The 18,042-nt window shown below is 34.2% G+C and carries 18 protein-coding genes and 1 pseudogene; 8 read left to right on the plus strand and 11 right to left on the minus strand.

All coding sequences use genetic code 11. The annotated features are described in order from the left end of the window. Positions 1-71: 71 nt before the first annotated feature. From ACNQGN_RS12720 to ACNQGN_RS12750, 7 genes and pseudogenes are all read right to left on the minus strand, one after another. A complete protein-coding gene (locus ACNQGN_RS12720; RefSeq protein WP_417988249.1) occupies positions 72-1,460 on the minus strand; it encodes a bifunctional UDP-3-O-[3-hydroxymyristoyl] N-acetylglucosamine deacetylase/3-hydroxyacyl-ACP dehydratase in 1,389 nt (462 codons plus the stop codon). After that, positions 1,453-2,496, minus strand: a complete 1,044-nt coding sequence (gene lpxD, locus ACNQGN_RS12725) for a UDP-3-O-(3-hydroxymyristoyl)glucosamine N-acyltransferase (protein WP_417988210.1) — start codon at positions 2,494-2,496, stop codon at positions 1,453-1,455. The genes ACNQGN_RS12720 and lpxD overlap by 8 nt, the downstream gene beginning before the upstream one ends. A gap of 40 nt (positions 2,497-2,536) precedes the next feature. Continuing rightward, positions 2,537-3,766 (minus strand): HD domain-containing protein, encoded by a 1,230-nt coding sequence (locus ACNQGN_RS12730; protein ID WP_417988211.1) that lies wholly within the window; start codon positions 3,764-3,766, stop codon positions 2,537-2,539. Between the two features lie 146 nt (positions 3,767-3,912). After that, positions 3,913-4,707: a 3-keto-disaccharide hydrolase gene (locus ACNQGN_RS12735; protein ID WP_417988212.1), complete on the minus strand. Its 795-nt coding sequence runs from the start codon at positions 4,705-4,707 to the stop codon at positions 3,913-3,915. 365 nt (positions 4,708-5,072) lie between these two features. Next, on the minus strand, positions 5,073-5,552 hold the full coding sequence (locus ACNQGN_RS12740; protein ID WP_417988213.1) for a GyrI-like domain-containing protein: 480 nt from the start codon (positions 5,550-5,552) through the stop codon (positions 5,073-5,075). Between the two features lie 32 nt (positions 5,553-5,584). Then, a pseudogene (locus ACNQGN_RS12745) lies at positions 5,585-6,124 on the minus strand (GNAT family N-acetyltransferase). Further along, a complete protein-coding gene (locus ACNQGN_RS12750) occupies positions 6,121-6,405 on the minus strand; it encodes a toxin-antitoxin system YwqK family antitoxin (RefSeq protein WP_417988214.1) in 285 nt (94 codons plus the stop codon). The pseudogene ACNQGN_RS12745 and the gene ACNQGN_RS12750 overlap by 4 nt, the downstream one beginning before the upstream one ends. 557 nt (positions 6,406-6,962) lie before the next feature. Here ACNQGN_RS12750 and porX point away from each other — a divergent pair. From porX to ACNQGN_RS12775, 5 genes are all read left to right on the plus strand, one after another. Then, positions 6,963-8,516 (plus strand): T9SS response regulator signal transducer PorX, encoded by a 1,554-nt coding sequence (porX, locus tag ACNQGN_RS12755; RefSeq protein ID WP_417988215.1) that lies wholly within the window; start codon positions 6,963-6,965, stop codon positions 8,514-8,516. Positions 8,517-8,595: 79 nt separating this feature from the next. Next, a complete protein-coding gene (gene tsaE / locus ACNQGN_RS12760; RefSeq protein ID WP_417988250.1) occupies positions 8,596-9,003 on the plus strand; it encodes a tRNA (adenosine(37)-N6)-threonylcarbamoyltransferase complex ATPase subunit type 1 TsaE in 408 nt (135 codons plus the stop codon). A 7-nt stretch (positions 9,004-9,010) separates the two neighbouring features. Then, positions 9,011-9,484 (plus strand): GNAT family N-acetyltransferase, encoded by a 474-nt coding sequence (locus tag ACNQGN_RS12765; RefSeq protein ID WP_417988216.1) that lies wholly within the window; start codon positions 9,011-9,013, stop codon positions 9,482-9,484. Positions 9,485-9,577: 93 nt separating this feature from the next. After that, complete coding sequence (locus ACNQGN_RS12770) at positions 9,578-10,777, plus strand: alanine dehydrogenase (protein WP_417988217.1); 1,200 nt, start codon at positions 9,578-9,580, stop codon at positions 10,775-10,777. Positions 10,778-10,813: 36 nt separating this feature from the next. Then, positions 10,814-11,194, plus strand: coding sequence for a DUF4258 domain-containing protein (locus tag ACNQGN_RS12775; RefSeq protein WP_417988218.1), 381 nt, complete (start codon positions 10,814-10,816; stop codon positions 11,192-11,194). A 29-nt stretch (positions 11,195-11,223) separates the two neighbouring features. Here the strand turns inward: ACNQGN_RS12775 and ung are convergent, their stop codons facing one another. Next, positions 11,224-11,895 (minus strand): uracil-DNA glycosylase, encoded by a 672-nt coding sequence (gene ung, locus ACNQGN_RS12780; protein WP_417988219.1) that lies wholly within the window; start codon positions 11,893-11,895, stop codon positions 11,224-11,226. 113 nt (positions 11,896-12,008) lie between these two features. Between ung and ACNQGN_RS12785 the strand changes: the two genes are divergently transcribed. The 3 genes from ACNQGN_RS12785 to ACNQGN_RS12795 all read left to right on the plus strand — a co-directional run bounded on the left by ACNQGN_RS12785 (position 12,009) and on the right by ACNQGN_RS12795 (position 14,922). After that, on the plus strand, positions 12,009-14,174 hold the full coding sequence (locus ACNQGN_RS12785; RefSeq protein ID WP_417988220.1) for an endonuclease MutS2: 2,166 nt from the start codon (positions 12,009-12,011) through the stop codon (positions 14,172-14,174). 130 nt (positions 14,175-14,304) lie between these two features. Continuing rightward, positions 14,305-14,721, plus strand: coding sequence for a thiol-disulfide oxidoreductase DCC family protein (locus ACNQGN_RS12790; protein WP_417988221.1), 417 nt, complete (start codon positions 14,305-14,307; stop codon positions 14,719-14,721). A gap of 75 nt (positions 14,722-14,796) precedes the next feature. Continuing rightward, positions 14,797-14,922, plus strand: coding sequence for a hypothetical protein (locus ACNQGN_RS12795; RefSeq protein WP_417988222.1), 126 nt, complete (start codon positions 14,797-14,799; stop codon positions 14,920-14,922). A gap of 64 nt (positions 14,923-14,986) precedes the next feature. On the opposite strand, the gene ettA is transcribed toward ACNQGN_RS12795, so the two are convergent. From ettA to holA, 3 genes are read right to left on the minus strand one after another with little or no spacing between them, the layout of a single operon-like run. Beyond that, the gene (ettA, locus tag ACNQGN_RS12800) at positions 14,987-16,681 is read right to left on the minus strand and encodes an energy-dependent translational throttle protein EttA (protein ID WP_417988223.1); all 1,695 of its coding nucleotides are present in this window, start codon (positions 16,679-16,681) and stop codon (positions 14,987-14,989) included. Positions 16,682-16,724: 43 nt separating this feature from the next. Beyond that, on the minus strand, positions 16,725-16,907 hold the full coding sequence (locus ACNQGN_RS12805) for a CAL67264 family membrane protein (RefSeq protein WP_416858481.1): 183 nt from the start codon (positions 16,905-16,907) through the stop codon (positions 16,725-16,727). Positions 16,908-16,957: 50 nt separating this feature from the next. Beyond that, entirely contained in the window at positions 16,958-17,962 is a 1,005-nt protein-coding gene (gene holA, locus ACNQGN_RS12810) for a DNA polymerase III subunit delta (protein WP_417988224.1), read from the minus strand. Between the last annotated feature and the right edge of the window lie 80 nt (positions 17,963-18,042).

An 18,042-nucleotide genomic window follows, 5' to 3' on the forward strand; every position in this document is an offset into this window, starting at 1 on the left:
TTTTTATTAATTAGAATAAAAAAACTGCAAATCCATCCTTGCAAATGAATACTACAGTTTTGAATCTAAATTTATTGTTTTTTTGCGATTTGAGCCATTAACTCCGCTTCTGCAACTAGTTTCCCATTTGCGTAAGCATTTGCTTGCATATGACAAATTCCTCTTCTGATAGGCGTTATTAAATCACATTTAAAAATTAAAGTATCACCTGGCAATACTTTTTGCTTGAATTTGACATTGTCTATTTTCATAAAATAAGTCAAATAATTTTCAGGATCCGGAACTGTACTTAATACTAAAATCCCACCTGTTTGTGCCATTGCTTCAACAATTAAAACTCCCGGCATAACTGGAGCTTCGGGAAAATGCCCAACAAAGAAATTTTCATTCATTGTAACATTTTTCATACCTACAACATGACTTTCAGACATTTCGATGATTCTGTCAATCAACAAAAATGGAGGTCTATGAGGAAGAACAGCCATGATTTTATGGATATCCATCAAAGGCTCTTGATTTAAATCATAAACAGGAACATAATTTCTTTGTTCTATCTTTATAATTTTAGCCATTTTTTTTGCAAATTGAGTGTTAACAAAGTGACCTGGTTTATTAGCAATTACTTTACCTTGTATTCTTGTTCCAATTAAAGCTAAATCACCTACAACATCCAGTAATTTATGTCTTGCAGCTTCATTTGGATAATGTAACGTAAGATTATCTAAAATGCCATTAGGCTTAACAGTTAACTCCTCTTTTCCAAAAGCTACTTTTAAATTCTCCATTGTCGCGGCTGATATTTCTTTATCAACATATACAATAGCATTATTTAAATCACCACCTTTTATTAAGCCGTTTTCTAACAATGATTCTAATTCATGTAAAAAACTAAACGTTCTGGATTCAGATATTTCAGTTTTAAATTCTGAAATGTTTTTCATGTTAGCATTTTGGGTTCCTAAAATTTTAGTTCCAAAATCAACCATTGCAGTAACAGAATAATGGTCACTTGGCATCACTAAAATTTCACTCCCTGTTGCTTCATCAGTAAAAGAAATAACTTCTTTTACCACATATACATTTCTTTTTGCATTTTGTTCTTCGATTCCTGCTTTCTCAAGAGCTTCAACAAAATATTTTGAAGAGCCATCCATTATGGGAAGCTCCGAAGCATTTAGTTCGATGATAACATTATCTAAATCGCAACCAATTAATGCCGCTAAAACATGCTCTGGCGTTTGAATTTTCACACCTAGCTTTTCTAAATTGGTTCCTCTTTGTGTGTTTACAACATAATTTGCATCAGCTTCAATAACAGGCTGTCCTTCTAGATCTACTCGAACAAAAGTAAAACCATTATTTACTGGAGCAGGTTTAAAAGTCATTTTAACTTCTTTTCCTGTGTGTAATCCAACTCCAGTTAGTGAGATTTCTGCTTTGATGGTCTTCTGTTTAACCATTTTTTCCATTTTTTTGGTTTGATATTTGTTTTTTTAATTCTTCTATTTCTGCAACAATTTTAGGCAAATTCTTGAAATGAACGTATGATTTACTAAAATCATTGTATCCAAATGCAGGACTTCCTTGCAAGACTTCATCGTCTTTTATATTTCTTCCCACGCCGGATTGAGCCTGAATTCGGACGTTATTTCCGATAGTTAAATGTCCCGATATTCCCACCTGACCACCAATCATCCCATTTTTGCCGATTTTTGTAGAACCTGCGACACCTGTTTGAGCGGCAATTACAGTATTTTCTCCAATTTCTACATTATGGGCAATCTGAATTTGGTTGTCAAGCTTCACTCCTTTTCTTATAATTGTGGACCCCATTGTGGCCCTGTCAATTGTAGTGCATGAGCCTATATCAACATTATCTTCAATAATTACATTTCCTATTTGTGGAATTTTAGTATAGGTTCCATCTGGATTTGGAGCAAAACCAAAACCGTCAGCTCCAATTATTGCTCCGGAATGTATCGTGCAATTATTCCCAATAATAGTCTCTGAATAAATTTTTGCACCAGCAAATAGTATCACATTATTTCCTAATACTACATTATCCCCAATGAAACAATTAGGATATATTTTTACATTTTCACCTAAAACGACATTTTGTCCAATGTAGCTGAAACTGCCCAAATACAAATTATCTCCGATTTTTGCGTTTTCTGCAATAAACGAAGGCTGCTCTATCCCACTCTTATTTAATTTAACCTGATTGTAAAACTCTAATAATTTAGTAAATGAAGCATAGGCGTCATCCACTTTTATTAATGTCGTACTAAGAGGTGCGTCAGAAGTAAAAGTATTATTAACAATTGTTACAGAGGCTCTTGTAGAATAAATATAATTCTGGTATTTAGGATTTGATAAAAAAGTAAGCGATCCTTCAGCACCCTCCTCAATTTTTGACAATCTAGAAACTTCAGCCATAGGATTCCCCACAACTTCCCCATCTAATATCCCCGCTATTTGTTCTGCTGTAAATTTCATTGCGACAAAAATATAAAAAAATAGATTTTAAATGTTGATTTTATCCAAGTTGTTTTGGAAAACATATATAATATTTGGTCACCAATTTAGATAACGATTTTAAATTCAGCTGATCCGAAGATTCAATAACGTCCTCAATTGTTCGGTCTTTTTTCAAAATACGTATCGGTTCGGCCTCTTTACTGTATGCTTGGTTTTTTATTTTCCCTTTAAAAATAAAATAATTAGTCTCTACTAATGAAATATTATTCTCCTGCGCAAAGCGTTCTTTCAGCGGTTGCAACTCTTCAATGTCAACTTTTTCGCTGGTCAGTTTTATTTTTAACAAATCTCTGTTTACAATCATTTTGCTTAAGGATGACAGTATAAAATCATCCTGCTTCTGCCAAGATTTCAAAGCACTAATGATATCAAAATCATCCAATTGAGAAAATAAATCTAAATTTTCAGTATCAAAAGTGTCTAAGGTAACTCTATTTTGCATGAAAAACAGCAAAGGCTCACTACAAGGCAATTGAACTCCTTTTAATGTCAATTCTTTGGCGCGTTTTAAGATTTTCGTCAAAATTAACTCTGCTACCAAACTCGTTTTATGCAAATACGCCTGCCAATACATTAAGCGTCTGGACATCAAAAATTTTTCTACAGAGTAGATTCCTTTTTCTTCAATTACCAGGAAATCATCGACCACATTCATCATTTGAATAAGTCGCTCCGAATTGACATTTCCTTCTGCCACACCTGAATAAAAACTATCGCGTTTCAAATAATCCATCCGATCCATATCCAATTGACTGGAAATCAATTGCAACATGAATTTTCTGTCATAGTCTCCTTTAAAAACCTGAATTGCTAAACTCAATTGACCATCGAATTCCACATTCAGTTGATTCATGAATAACAATGATATCTCTTCATGATGCACATCCTCGACAATGCTTTTTTCCATTGCATGCGAAAAGGGACCGTGACCTATATCGTGCAATAAAATAGCAATATATAATGCGTTTTCTTCTTCATGCGAAATAGAAACACCTTTAAAACGCAATACATCAACCGCCTTTTGCATTAAGTGCATGCAACCTAAAGCATGGTGAAAACGAGTGTGATTCGCTCCGGGATACACTAAATAGGACAATCCCATTTGAGAAATACGGCGCAAACGTTGAAAATAAGGATGCTGAACTAAATCGTAAATTAAGGCGTTGGGGATGGTAATAAACCCATAAATGGGATCATTGAATATTTTTAGCTTATTAACGTGATTCACTATAACTTTCTTTTTGGTCAACAAATATAAGGAAATTAGATTTTAAATCAGAAACGCTCACTTAGGTGCTTTCGACTCAAATAAAATAGCGATCCTACTGTATATAAAAAAAGGAGAGTTATGCAGCTCTCCTTTTTATTCAATTTTTAAAGTTTTCTAATCCAGATGTTTCTGAATTGATTTTTGCAATCATGATCTTGCAATGCAATCACATCGTCTCCATGACCGGAAGGATAATTGTGCAAGCCTGCATAAAGTGTCAGTCCATTGATGGTAGTATTATTTTGAACTAGAACTCCATTGTGAAATACTGTGATTCTTGCCGGAGCATCTATTTTTCCGTCGGCTTTGAAGCGCGGAGCAGTATAAATAACATCGTATGTGTTCCATTCTGACGGCCCTTTCATGGCATTAACTAAAGGTGGATGATCCTTGTATATACTTCCTGCCTGACCATTACTGTAGGTTCTGTTGTTATAGGAATCCAATACTTGAAGTTCGTACCTGTTTTGGAAAAACACACCGCTATTTCCTCTCCATTGTCCACCATCTAGAACAACATCAGGTGCGCTCCATTCAATATGCAGTTGACAATCCCCAAATTGCATTTTCGTCTGAATAGCTCCTGAACCTGGAATCACCTCCATATAGTCGTTGTTCACTATTTTCCAGGCAGCAGGTTTGGTAACGTCTTTTTGACTCACCCATTGATTCAAATTTTTCCCGTCAAATAAAACAATTGCATCAGAGGGCGCTTCTCCTAGCTTTTTGGCAGGAGTGATTACTTTTACTTGTGGTTCCCAAATTTCGGTCATTTCTGGTTTCATAGGCATTGGTGAAACCGCTGGAGGTGTATTAACATAATCATGTTGTGCCATTACGACAGTAGCCGAAAACAAGGCTATGCTTAAAAAATAATTGGTTTTTTTATTTGATTTCATAAATAATTTGGTTTGCTAATAGTATTAAATTATGGTTTTTTTTTTCTGGTTTCAATATTAAGCATTTTTTTCAAGAACTAACTTATAACGGATCGGTTTCTAAACTTTAGATTATTTAATACATAATTCATGCTTTGGGTACTATCTCCAAAAAAAAGCTCTCTTATATGATTTTTAATATATATTTAAGCTCGGCTAGTTCGGTGACTTGTCAACCACGGATTTGCCGACAGCAGGAAAAGAAGTTCTAGATGCGTTGGTCTTTGCCTTATTGTTGATATTTGGTTATTCAAAACCAGTGTTGTCGTTTAGACAGTGGTTTTGTCTTTTATCCTGTTTGGGCCTTTGATACGGTATAGGTATTCTTATTTTAGTTGGATTGGAATCCAAATTTCCTCTTCTGAACTCGGATCGTTATGCTTGTATTTTTCTCCTAATAGTTCAAAATGTATCCTATCATCCAGTATATATTCAGCGTTAGGCAACCAGGTTCCAAAAATATGATGAAATGTTTTTGAGGCAGTCGTTACGTCCCCTTTGTGAACAAAAACGGCGTACAAGCCTCCAGCCAAGGTTATGTATTCCATTTCGTCTGGAATTAGATTAAAATCAGTTACAGCAACGGCCGCCCATTTTTCAAATTCAGTATTTGGATTAAAAGCACTAAAATAAGAAGCGTCATATTTTTGCATAGAATACAAATCAGCTCCTATTATGTTATGAATTTCTTTCCGTCTTGGCATAAAGCTTTGCCAAAGTTCTGCCGTTTTATTATTGGATAGTGACAGTGTTATTCGTTTGCCCATCAATTTTTTCTCCGCTAGCGTTTCAATTCTTGGATTCATATAAAATTTCTTTTTTTAGATTGAGCAAATAACTAATCTGTCGCTAAAATAGCGTATCCATAATTATCCGACCAGCCGGATTGCAATGGCAACAATTTTCTGGTATGCGCTTCTCTTATCATTCCGGTTTTTTCCAAAACGTTGATGGAACCGAAATTTCCCACCGCACAACCTGCTTCAATTCGGTGCAAATTAAGTTCCTTGAAACCAAACCGAAGTATCTCTTTTAAAGATTCGGTAGCGTAGCCTTTATTTCAATGGTCTTTATGGAATTTGAACCAAACTTCGGCATTTTTATATTTTACTTTCCCCAAATTGATTCCAATTAATCCTATAACTTGGTTTTCAGTATTTAATTTGACAACAAAAGAAAAATTAGTTGGCAGCTCTTTGTTATTTTCAAAAATCCACTTTTCTAAAAGTAGTTTTGTTTCTTGAATATTTACAGGAATTCCTAAAGTATTGAATTCGTCTGTTTCTTTCAAAGAATGTAAATCGTGAATATAATCCAAGTCAAATACTGTAATTGGTCTTACGATTAATCGTTCTGTTTTGAGAATTATAGTGTTCATTTTTTGTTTTTAATAATTTTCTCGTTTTCAAAAGTCTCTTGATATTCTACTTGATCATTTCTGTCATAGCGAATAAAAGAACCATGTTTCTTTCCGTTTTTGAAATTTCCGATTTGCCAAAGCTGTCCAGTCTCACGATAAAATATCCATTCCCCTTCCATTAGTCCTTTAATAAAAGGGCCTTTAGCCTTTATTTTTCCATTTTTGAAAAAATAAGTCAATTTGTCCCCAATTAGCTCATGGGCAATTTGTCCGTTCACAAAGTATTTTTTATCTAACATAATTTATTTTATTTAGGCTTGACTTTTCTCCGTTTACCTGATGATATGTTTTAATAAGATGCCTATTATAAAATTGAAGTATTCCATAGATTTGTAGGTCAGATACCTTTTCAAATTTAAGAAATTTTGCAAAAAAAACTATCTAAATCAATCTTATTTTGGGTTAATTGTAAAGCGAAATTGCTACCGCAATTGTATTACGAATTTATAAAAAAACAACACAAATTCGACTAATACATTTTACTTTCTGTAAACTTTTCTTATCTAAATTGTAGTTGTAAAAGTAAAGTACTATCGCAACAACGGGAAGAATGGAATCGGCATCCTTCTCTTTTTTCTTTAAAAAGGAAGATACAATATATAGCGTAACACACATGGATTTTTTGGAGAGTGACTCCTGTTCAGAAGTGATTTCAGAACAAAAAATACTTACCTTTGTTTGGCAATACTCCCCGCTATTGCGCGAAAAATTATCATAATATTAGCAACTAACCGTTGCAAAAAGCAGTAAATTGGCACTTTCAATTACAACTTTTGAATACTTGTTAATACGACTTATGGATAAAATAAAAATACTTTGGGTGGATGATGAAATCGACCTTTTAAAACCTCATATATTATTTCTGGAAAAGAAAAATTACGAAGTTACTACTTGTAATAATGGTCGTGATGCAATTGATATTTTTGAGGAAAACAATTTTGATATTGTTTTCCTGGACGAAAATATGCCAGGAATGAGCGGTCTGGAAACGCTGTCGGAGATGAAAGAAAAAAAATCTTCGGTTCCCATGATTATGATTACTAAAAGTGAGGAAGAATACATTATGGAGGAAGCAATTGGTTCTAAAATTGCTGATTACTTGATAAAACCAGTGAATCCGAATCAGATTTTGTTGAGCCTGAAGAAAAACCTGGATCATTCCCGATTGATTTCGCAAAAAACAACATTGGATTATCAGAAAGAATTTAGAAAAATCACCATGGAAATGGCGATGGTGAATTCGTATGAAGACTGGATCGAATTGTATAAAAAATTGATTTTTTGGGAACTGGAATTGGAGAATATCAACGATCAGAGTATGGTTGAAATTCTGGAATCCCAGAAAACGGAAGCCAATTCGCAATTTGGAAAATTTATTGAGCGTAATTATGAGGATTGGTTTGCACCAAAAGCAGATAAGCCGGTTCAATCGCACACTTTGTTCAAAGAGTTAGTGGTTCCTGAAATTCTAAAAAAAGACAAACCGGTTCTTTTTGTGGTGATTGATAATTTGCGTTACGATCAGTGGAAAGCTTTTGAAAGCGTGGTGGCTAATTATTATAAACTGGAAAAAGAAGTTCCATATTACGCTATTTTACCAACGGCTACACAATATGCCAGAAATGCTATTTTCTCTGGTTTGACACCACTTGAAATGGAAAAGCAATTCCCGCAATATTGGAAAAACGATCCGGAAGAAGGCGGGAAAAACCTGTATGAAGCGGAATTTTTATCAGCACAATTGAAACGTTTGGGATTACACATTAAAGAAGATTATTTCAAAATCACCAATCTTGCCGGAGGTAAAAAATTAGTTGAAGGTTTTAAAGCCTTGAAAAACAATGATTTAGTTACCGTAGTTTACAATTTTGTTGATATGCTTTCGCACGCTAAAACGGAAATGGATGTAGTTAAAGAACTTGCATCAGACGATAAAGCATATCGCTCGCTGACGTTGAGCTGGTTTAAAAATTCTCCATTGCTAGAAATTATTCAACAAGCTCAGAAAATGGGATTTAAGTTGATTTTAACTACGGATCACGGAACTATAAACGTGAAAAATCCATCGAAAGTGGTAGGTGATAAAAATACTAGTTTGAATTTACGTTACAAAACAGGACGCAGTTTGACCTATGAGCACAAAGATGTTTATGCTGTGAAAGAACCGAAAAATATTGGTTTGCCTACCATAAATATGAGTAGTTCTTATATTTTTGCAAAAAATGATTTGTTTTTGGCATATGTCAACAATTACAATCATTATGTGAGTTATTATAAAAACACGTATCAGCACGGTGGAATTTCATTAGAAGAAATGATTATTCCGTTTTTAGTTTTTAATCCGAAATAAATTACATTGTAGGTTGCAGAAAATAAATTATAAATAGCAGGTTTGGATGAAAAATTTAAACTTTAAACAAAAAAGAAGAATGAATGTTGTTTTTTCTTTAGACCAACTTGAACAAGTTGCGCAAAAAATCATTACCGAAAAACCCAATAAAGTGATTCTTTTTCATGGAGAAATGGGCGTTGGGAAAACTACTTTGATCAAACAATTGTGCAAGAATCTTGGAGTTAGTGGCGCTACAAGTAGTCCAACTTTTTCTTTAGTTAATGAATATCAAACTATTGATAATCAAATTGTTTATCATTTTGATTTCTATAGATTAAACAAGGAAGAAGAAGCATTGGACATGGGTGTTGATGATTATTTATATTCTGGTAATTGGTGTTTTATAGAATGGGCTGAAAAGATTCCGAATTTGATTCCTGACGAGCATTCTGTGATTACAATTACCTTACTTGCTGATGGGAAACGCTCTTTAGATTTAAGATAAAAACACTATGAGTATAAACGATACAGTTGAAATTATTCCTTTTACAACAGCTTTAGCAGCCCCTATAAAAACTTTGAATATAGAATGGCTTACAAAATATTTCAAGGTAGAACCCAAAGACGAAATTGTACTATCAAATCCGCAGGGTGAAATTATCGAGAAAGGCGGAATGATTTTCTATGCAAAATACAATACTGAAATAATAGGCACAGTTTCTTTGATAAAAATCGATGCTACGACGTTTGAATTGAGTAAAATGGCAGTTAAGGACGGCATTCAGGGACTTGGAGTAGGAAAAAAACTGATGGTTCATTGTCTCGCTGTTGCAGAACAGAAAGGTATAAAAAAGCTTATTTTATATTCCAACAGGAAATTGCTTCCGGCGATTCATTTGTACGAAAAATTTGGTTTTGTGGAAATATCTTTAGAAGACGGAGTTTATGACAGAGCCGATATTAAAATGGAAAAATACATCACTTAATTTAAAGTTTAGACTTCAGCATGCTTTCCAGCTGCTCAATTGTATTTTTTTAAAACTTTTTCCGTAAATTGTACCCTAAATTTTATAACACTAATGTCAATAACCATAACACCATTTACTAAGCAGCAGTTATTACCTCAAGAAGAAAAACTTGAGATAAGAAGACGAAAAAGTGAGCTTTTTATTGGTATTCCAAAGGAAACCAGCTATCAAGAACGCCGTATTTGCCTGACACCTGATGCTGTAAATACGTTGACTTACCATGGTCATAGAGTAATGATTGAGGCGGGTGCAGGTGAAAGTTCGAGTTATTCAGACAAAGAATATTTTGAAGCAGGTGCTGAAATTACCAATGATATAAAAAAGGTATTTAGCTGTCCAATGATACTTAAAGTAGAACCTGCTACCCTAGCGGAAATTGAAATGATGAATCCTGAAACGATTCTAATATCGGCCATTCAATTGAAAACAAGGAAAAAGACCTATTTTGAAGCCTTGACCAAAAAGAAAATTACAGCACTTGCATTTGAATATATAAAAGATGAAGACGGTACGTATCCAGCAGTCAAATCATTGAGTGAAATTGCAGGGACGGCCTCGATTTTAATTGCAGCCGAATTAATGATTACCAATGAATTTGGAAAAGGATTATTATTCGGAAATATTACCGGAGTTCCCCCTACTGAGGTAGTTATTTTGGGTGCAGGAACCGTTGGTGAATTTGCAGCTAGAACTGCTATTGGCTTAGGTGCCACTGTTAAAGTATTTGATAATTCCATTACCAAACTTCGCCGATTGCAAAACAATCTGAATCAGCGTGTTTTTACTTCCACCATTCAACCCAAATCTTTATTGAAGGCATTGAGGCGATGTGATGTTGCGATAGGTGCCATGAGAGGTCAGGAACGTTGCCCGGTTGTAGTTACTGAAACTATGGTAGAATACATGAAAAAGGGAGCCGTTATTGTTGACGTAAGTATCGATACCGGTGGTTGCTTTGAGACATCGGAAGTGACTTCACATGAAAAGCCCACCTTTATAAAGAATAATGTTTTACATTATTGCGTACCCAATATTCCTTCCAGGTATTCAAAAACGGCTTCGTTATCTATAAGTAATATAATTACCCCCTATTTGTTACAAATTGCTGAAGATGGCGGAATTGAAAGTGCTTTGCGATGTAATAAAGGATTGAAAAATGGAGTTTATCTCTACCATGGAATCCTCACCAATAAAGCAATTGGAGATTGGTTTGACATCCCGGATAACGATATTAATTTAATTGTTTTTTAAGCAAACTTTCTTTTACCTTTGCCAAAAAATTAAACCATGAAGTTTGTACATCGCTTTGCTTATTACCTTGTCGGATTAATATTAGGATTGTTTGTTGTTGCCGCAATTTTTACCGGTAAAGATACTCGTTGCAATTATTTTCCAAATGCCAGAGTGTTAAACGACTTAAGAAATAAACCCTTTAACTATTCTGAAAAGGCATCACAAATCCTGTCCGAAAAATGGATCGATACCATTGATATAAAAAACACTTTGAAATATGGTGATGTTGATTTTGACAAAAGTAATATCGAACTCAAAAAAGGCAAGCTGTATATTATTGAAGGGAAAACGAGTAAAAACGAGGAAATCACGCTAAAAGTGATTAATTATTCGGACAAAGCAGTTTTAGAAGATATTGTAAAAAAAGATAAATAATCCCCCATTAACTTTTTAATATTTGAATCTTAAATCCAATGAATCGGATCTATTCCGTTTTGTTTTAAGTAGCTATTAGTTACAGTAAAGTGTTTATTGTCAAACCATTTTCCCTGATTAGCACTCATTGGCGATGGATGACCTGATTCTAATACCAAATGTTTGTTTCTATCTATTTTAAGTCCTTTTTTGTGAGCAAAATTACCCCAAAGTAAAAAGACAACGTGCTCTTTTTTTTCAGAAATTTTTTGGATTACGGCGTCAGTAAAAACGTTCCATTTTAGATGTTTATGACTGTTAGGATTGTCTTCTCGCACGGTCAAAGAAGCATTTAAAAGTAAAACGCCTTGTTTTGCCCAAGCTTCTAAATTGCCGGAAGTAGGCATAAAGATAGTATCCAGGTCAGTACTCATTTCTCGAAAAATATTTCGCAGAGAAGGTGGAATTCGAACTCCATCATTTACAGAGAAACACAAACCGTTAGCCTCTCCTTTTCCATGATATGGATCCTGACCAATAATAACCACCTTTAAATCTTTGAAACTACAGTAGTTAAAGGCCGCAAAAATCAATTCTTTTGGAGGATAACAAGTATGCTCTTTGCATTCTTGTGAAACGGTTTCCATTAAATCCTTAAAATAGGGCTTTCCAATTTCATCTGATAAAATAGTTTGCCATTCCTGATTGAGATTGATTTGCATATAATTTATTTTAGTACAAAGTTCGCAAAGTTTTTCAAAAAGTCCGCTAAAAAAATTAACACTTTTCACTTTGAATCTTTGTAACTTTGAAACTTTACAACTTAGCTTATAAAATGATATCCATCACTGAAAAAACATTACAAGACTTACAATTTCCAACCGTTCTCGAAACCATTTCGACGATTTGTAATACCGATATTGGAAAACAAAAAGCATTAGAAATAACTCCTTTTAAGGATAAGGAAACTTTGATGCAAGCATTAATGCAAACCTCAGAATATGTTTCCTCTTTCCAGAATAACAATGCCATTCCCAATCATGGATTTGACGCTATTACGCATGAAATTAAATTCTTAGCCATAGAAGACAGTTTTCTTGAAGTGGGTAGTTTTAGAAAAATTGCCACTATTTCATCAACTGCTAATTTCCTTTTGAATTTCTTAAGAAAATTCGAAGACTATTATCCTAATCTATACATAAGGGCTTCACAAGTTGAATTTACTAAAGATATCATCACCATGATCGATGAAGTAGTCGATAAATATGGTGAAATAAAAGACAATGCTTCATCTGATCTTTTGGATATCCGGAGAAATATGAATGTGGTTCGAGGTAAAGTCAACCAAAGTTTCGGAACTGCTTTAACGCAATATAACGCCTTAGGCTATTTAGATGATATTAAAGAAAGTTTCGTTCAAAATAGAAGGGTTTTAGCCGTTCTGGCAATGTATCGCCGTAAAGTAAAAGGATCGATTCTGGGCAGTTCAAAAACGGGAAGTATTGCCTATATCGAACCTGAAACTACACTTAAATATTCGCGTGAACTAAGTAATTTAGAGTATGAGGAAAAAGAGGAAATCACTCGAATATTAAAGCAGTTGTCTAATAAAATTCGTCCTTTTTTACCATTGCTTATTCAGTACCAGGATTTCTTAAGCGATATTGATGTGATAGCTGCCAAGGCAAAATATGCTAACAAAATAAATGGAATTTTACCAGCAATTACAGAAAATCGCCGACTTTATTTTAGAGATGCCTTCCATCCTATCTTGTATTTGAATAACAAACAAAAAAATGAAATTACACATCCACAAACCATCGAATTAAAACAGGAAAGTAGGATTATCGTTATTTCAGGTCCGAATGCAGGCGGGAAAACCATCTCATTGAAAACCGTCGGACTACTCCAGTTAATGTTGCAGTCTGGTATGTTAATTCCCGTACACGAACGTAGTGAAACATTTTTATTTGATCGAATTCTAACCGATATAGGAGACAATCAATCTATTGAAAATCACCTTAGTACCTATAGCTACCGATTAAAAAACATGAACTACTTTCTGAAGAAGTGTAATAAAAAAACAATGTTCCTTATAGATGAATTTGGTACTGGTTCTGATCCTGAATTGGGTGGCGCATTAGCTGAAATATTCTTAGAAGAGTTCTATCATAGGGAAGCCTTCGGCATTATTACAACGCATTATTCGAATTTAAAAATTCTCGCTAATGAATTGCCTTTTGCCACTAATGCAAATATGCTTTTTGACGAAAAAACATTAGAGCCTTTGTATAAATTGGTTTTAGGCCAAGCCGGAAGTTCTTTTACATTTGAAGTCGCTTTAAAAAATGGAATCCCATTTAGTTTAATAAATCGTGCAAAAAAGAAAATTGAAGTTGGAAAAGTGCGTTTTGACAAAACAATTGCTACCCTTCAGAAAGAGCGGTCTAAGATGGAGAAAACTTCGCAAACACTGAAAGAAGAAGAAACAAAAGCACGTGAAGAAGGCAAGAAAATGGAAACCATCAATGTAAAAATCAAGCAAAAACTGGAAAGTTATCAGGAATTGTATGACAGCAATCAGAAAACGATATACATTGGTCAAAAAATTGAAGATATAGCGGAAAAATATTTTAATAACAAAAACAAAAAAGACCTGATCGGTGAGTTTTTGAAAATTATTGAAATTGAAAATTCAAAACGTAAAAAAGCTACACCAAAAGAAACAAAAGCCCTTATAGAACAGAAAAAAGTAGTAATCGAGGAAGTTACTGTTCAGGTCGAAGAAATTCGAAAAGAAAAGAAAGAAAAGAAATTAAAAGTAGTTATTGAAAAACCAAAACCGATATTAAAAGTAGGTGATCGAGTACGAATGTTCGATGGTAAAGCGGTAGGCAGTATTGATGCTATTGAAAAAAATAAAGCAACAGTAAACTATGGCATATTCACTTCGAAAGTAAGTTTGGATGCTCTGGAATTCGTTGAAGCTGGTAAAAAGTAACGTTACATTTTACTGTGTCAATCTAATCCATTTCTACGCCCGTTCACAGCTGTATGTGTTCGACCGGTAGAATGGCATAAAAAGTTACGTTTTTTTCGACTGAAACATTATTCCAAAACTAGACAACAAAATGCTAAACCTTCCTAAAGATAAAAAAATCATCCTCTTTGACGGCGTTTGTAATCTCTGCGACGCGGCGGTGCAATTTATCATCACGCATGATAAAAAAGATATTTTTAGATTTATGTCCCTACAATCTAATTTAGGACAGGAAGTAATTAAACACGTTGGAATCGATACTGAAAAAGTTGATAGTATAATTCTCTATCAAGCTGGAATTGCCTATTATTACAAGTCGGAAGCAATCTTGGAGATTGCTAAAAGTTTAGGTGGAATTTATTATTTTGTCACTTTATTTTCCATTTTCCCTACTTCATTTAATAATCGTATTTACGATTACATTGCTTCAAACCGTTACAAATGGTATGGAAAAAAGGAAAGCTGTCTAATTCCGACAAAAGAGATAAAAGCTAAGTTTTTAGAGTAGCGTGATTATCATGATATTTATCATATATTAGTTTCAACGGTAATATTATATTTGAACAACCTTAAAAATTGAATTATGAAAGACACATCACTTTTTTCTTGGGATAACGGTTCGTTTATAATGATTGTCGTATTTGGTTTGGTAATAATAGGACTAGTTGCCACCGTGATAATTATGATGAAATTTGATAAAAAGAAATAATATCCAAAAAGAGGACGCCGTTGCGGGCATCCTCTTGAATTATTAACTGTATTCGGAAGTTATACTAACTTCTGATTAATTTTCTGTATTTCAATCGCTTTGGAGTTAAATCACCACCCAAACGTTTTTTCTTGTTCTCTTCATAATCAGAAAAACCACCTTCAAAATAATACACTTCGGAGTTTCCTTCGAAAGCTAGAATGTGTGTACAAATTCTATCTAAGAACCATCTGTCGTGAGAAATTATTACAGCACAACCAGCAAAGTTCTCTAATCCCTCTTCCAAAGCACGCAGCGTGTTGATATCCAAATCATTGGTAGGCTCATCTAATAAAAGTACGTTTCCTTCTTCTTTTAAAGTCATTGCAAGATGCAAACGGTTTCTCTCTCCACCTGAAAGCATTGAAACTTTCTTATTTTGCTCTCCGCCACCAAAATTAAATCGTGACAAATAGGCTCTAGAGTTTACTTGTTTTCCTCCCATCATAATCATTTCCTGACCGTCAGCGAAGTTTTCCCAAATTGATTTTTCAGGATTTATGTTAGAGTGCGCTTGATCTACATAAGCAATCTTTACGGTATCCCCAATTAAAAACTCTCCTGCATCTGGTTTTTCTTCACCCATAATCATTTTAAAAATTGTTGATTTACCTGCACCATTTGGTCCAATAATCCCAACAATTCCTGCTTGCGGCAGCGTAAAATTTAAATTATCATATAGTAATTTATCGCCAAATGCTTTAGCTACATTTTTAGCTTCAATCACATTAGTTCCTAAACGCGGACCATTTGGAATGTAGATTTCCAGATTTTCATCCAATTGTTTCTGGTCTTCATTCAATAATTTATCGTAGTTCTGTAAACGGGCTTTTTGTTTCGTTTGACGGCCTTTGGCACCTTGACGAACCCAGTCCAACTCACGCTCTAATGTTTTTCTGCGTTTTGAGGCTACTTTTTCTTCAAGTGCCATACGGCTTGATTTTTGGTCTAACCAAGAGGAGTAATTCCCTTTCCAAGGAATTCCCTCGCCTCTGTCCAATTCCAAAATCCAACCAGCAACATTATCTAAAAAGTATCTATCGTGCGTTACTGCAATTACAGTTCCGGCATATTGTGCTAAATGCTGTTCTAACCAAAGTACGCTTTCCGCATCCAAGTGATTCGTAGGCTCATCCAGAAGTAACACATCAGGTTGTTGCAACAACAAGCGACATAAGGCTACACGACGACGCTCTCCACCAGATAAATTTTTAATTGGAGTATCACCTTCCGGAGTACGCAACGCATCCATAGCGATTTCTAATTTAGTATCGATTTCCCAAGCACCTAAAGCATCAATTTTATCTTGTAAAAGCGCTTGACGATCCATCAATTGCTCCATTTTTTCCGCATTTTCATATACTTCCGGCAAACCGAAACTATCATTGATTTGGTTGAATTCTTCTAGAACTGCCATTGTTTCAGCAACTCCTTCTCTTACAATTTCAATAACCGTTTTACTATCATCCAAAATTGGCTCTTGCTCCAAATAACCCACAGTATAGCCTGGTGCAAACACTACATCACCTTGGTAGTTTTTATCAACACCCGCTATGATTTTTAACAAAGAAGATTTTCCTGAGCCATTTAGACCCAAAATACCAATTTTAGCTCCGTAGAAGAAACTTAAATAAATATTTTTCAACACCTGCTTATCACTGCTTGAATACGTTTTACTCAATTTTGACATTGAGAATATCACTTTTTTATCGTCTGCCATTCTTTTTAATTTAAAATTTAAAATTCAACATTTAAAATAACTATTAAAGTCTACCCTTAAGCGAACTAAAAACCCATGCATTAGCCAAAAAACCAACACCTACGGCTGCAAATCCCCAACCAGCTACGTCATCATATCTAAAAGCGCCTAATGCGATAAGCAATAAACCCATTATAATCATTATTAAAGTAGCCCAACCTAAGATAGTATTTTTATTCATTCCCATATTTAGGTAATATTATATTTTAGAGATGCAAATATCGGTAATTTTAGTCGCTAATTAAATATTTTATAAAGCATTTCTCTTAATAAATCCGATTGTGACAACGCATTGGCGCCAACACCTTTACTTTTTACATCAATATCTCTTAATGCGCCAATAATTTGACTTACTTTTTTCATCGGGTAATTTTTCAAAGCCACATCATACTCTTTTAAAAAGAATGGATTAACACCTAATACTGATGCAACATTTTTTGGGTTTTTGTCTTTCAATCCATGGTATTTCAACAATTGAATAAAAAATCCAAAAACTAAACTTGTAGTAACCACCATCGGATTGTCCTTTGGATTTTGTGCAAAATTTTCGGCAATAGTATAGGCTTTTAATTGATTGCGTTCTCCAAGTGCTTTTCGCAATTCAAATACATTGAAGTCTTTGCTGAAACCTATATTTTCCTCAATATGCTTCGGAGTGATAGTGCTACCAACAGGCAGTATAATCTGTAATTTTTCGAGTTCGTTGTTAATTTTACTTAAGTCAGTTCCCAGAAATTCCACTAACATGGCAGTTGCTTTGGGTTCAATCGAATATTTTTTACCTGATAAAACTCGTTTGATCCACTCGCCTACTTGGTTTTCATACAATTTTTTGCTCTCATAAACGACACCGTGCTTGGCCAATAATTTGGTAAGCTTCTTACGTTTGTCCAAGGTTTTATATTTGTAACAGAAAACCAAAACGGTTGATGGCATCGGGCTTTCAGCGTAACTTTCCAATTTATCAATCGTCCGAATCAAATCTTGTGCTTCTTTTACAATCACAACTTGGCGTTCTGACATCATAGGATAGCGCTTGGCGGTTGATATAATATCTTCTATAGAAACATCTCTACCGTATAAAACAGTCTGATTGAAGCCTTTTTCCTCTTCTGTTAATACTTTTTCTTCTATATAATCAGATAGTTTGTCAATATAATAGGGTTCTTCTCCCATTAAAAAATAGATGGGCTTAATGGTGCCATTTTTTATATCACTTACAATTTTTACAACCTCGTCCATTTCTCTTTGTTTAAAGTTTGACGTTTAAAGTTTGTTGCTTCGAATGAAACTTTAAACTCTAAATTTTAAACTTATTTAAT

The sequence above is a fragment of the Flavobacterium rhamnosi genome, from assembly GCF_048286515.1.
Lineage (GTDB): Bacteria > Bacteroidota > Bacteroidia > Flavobacteriales > Flavobacteriaceae > Flavobacterium.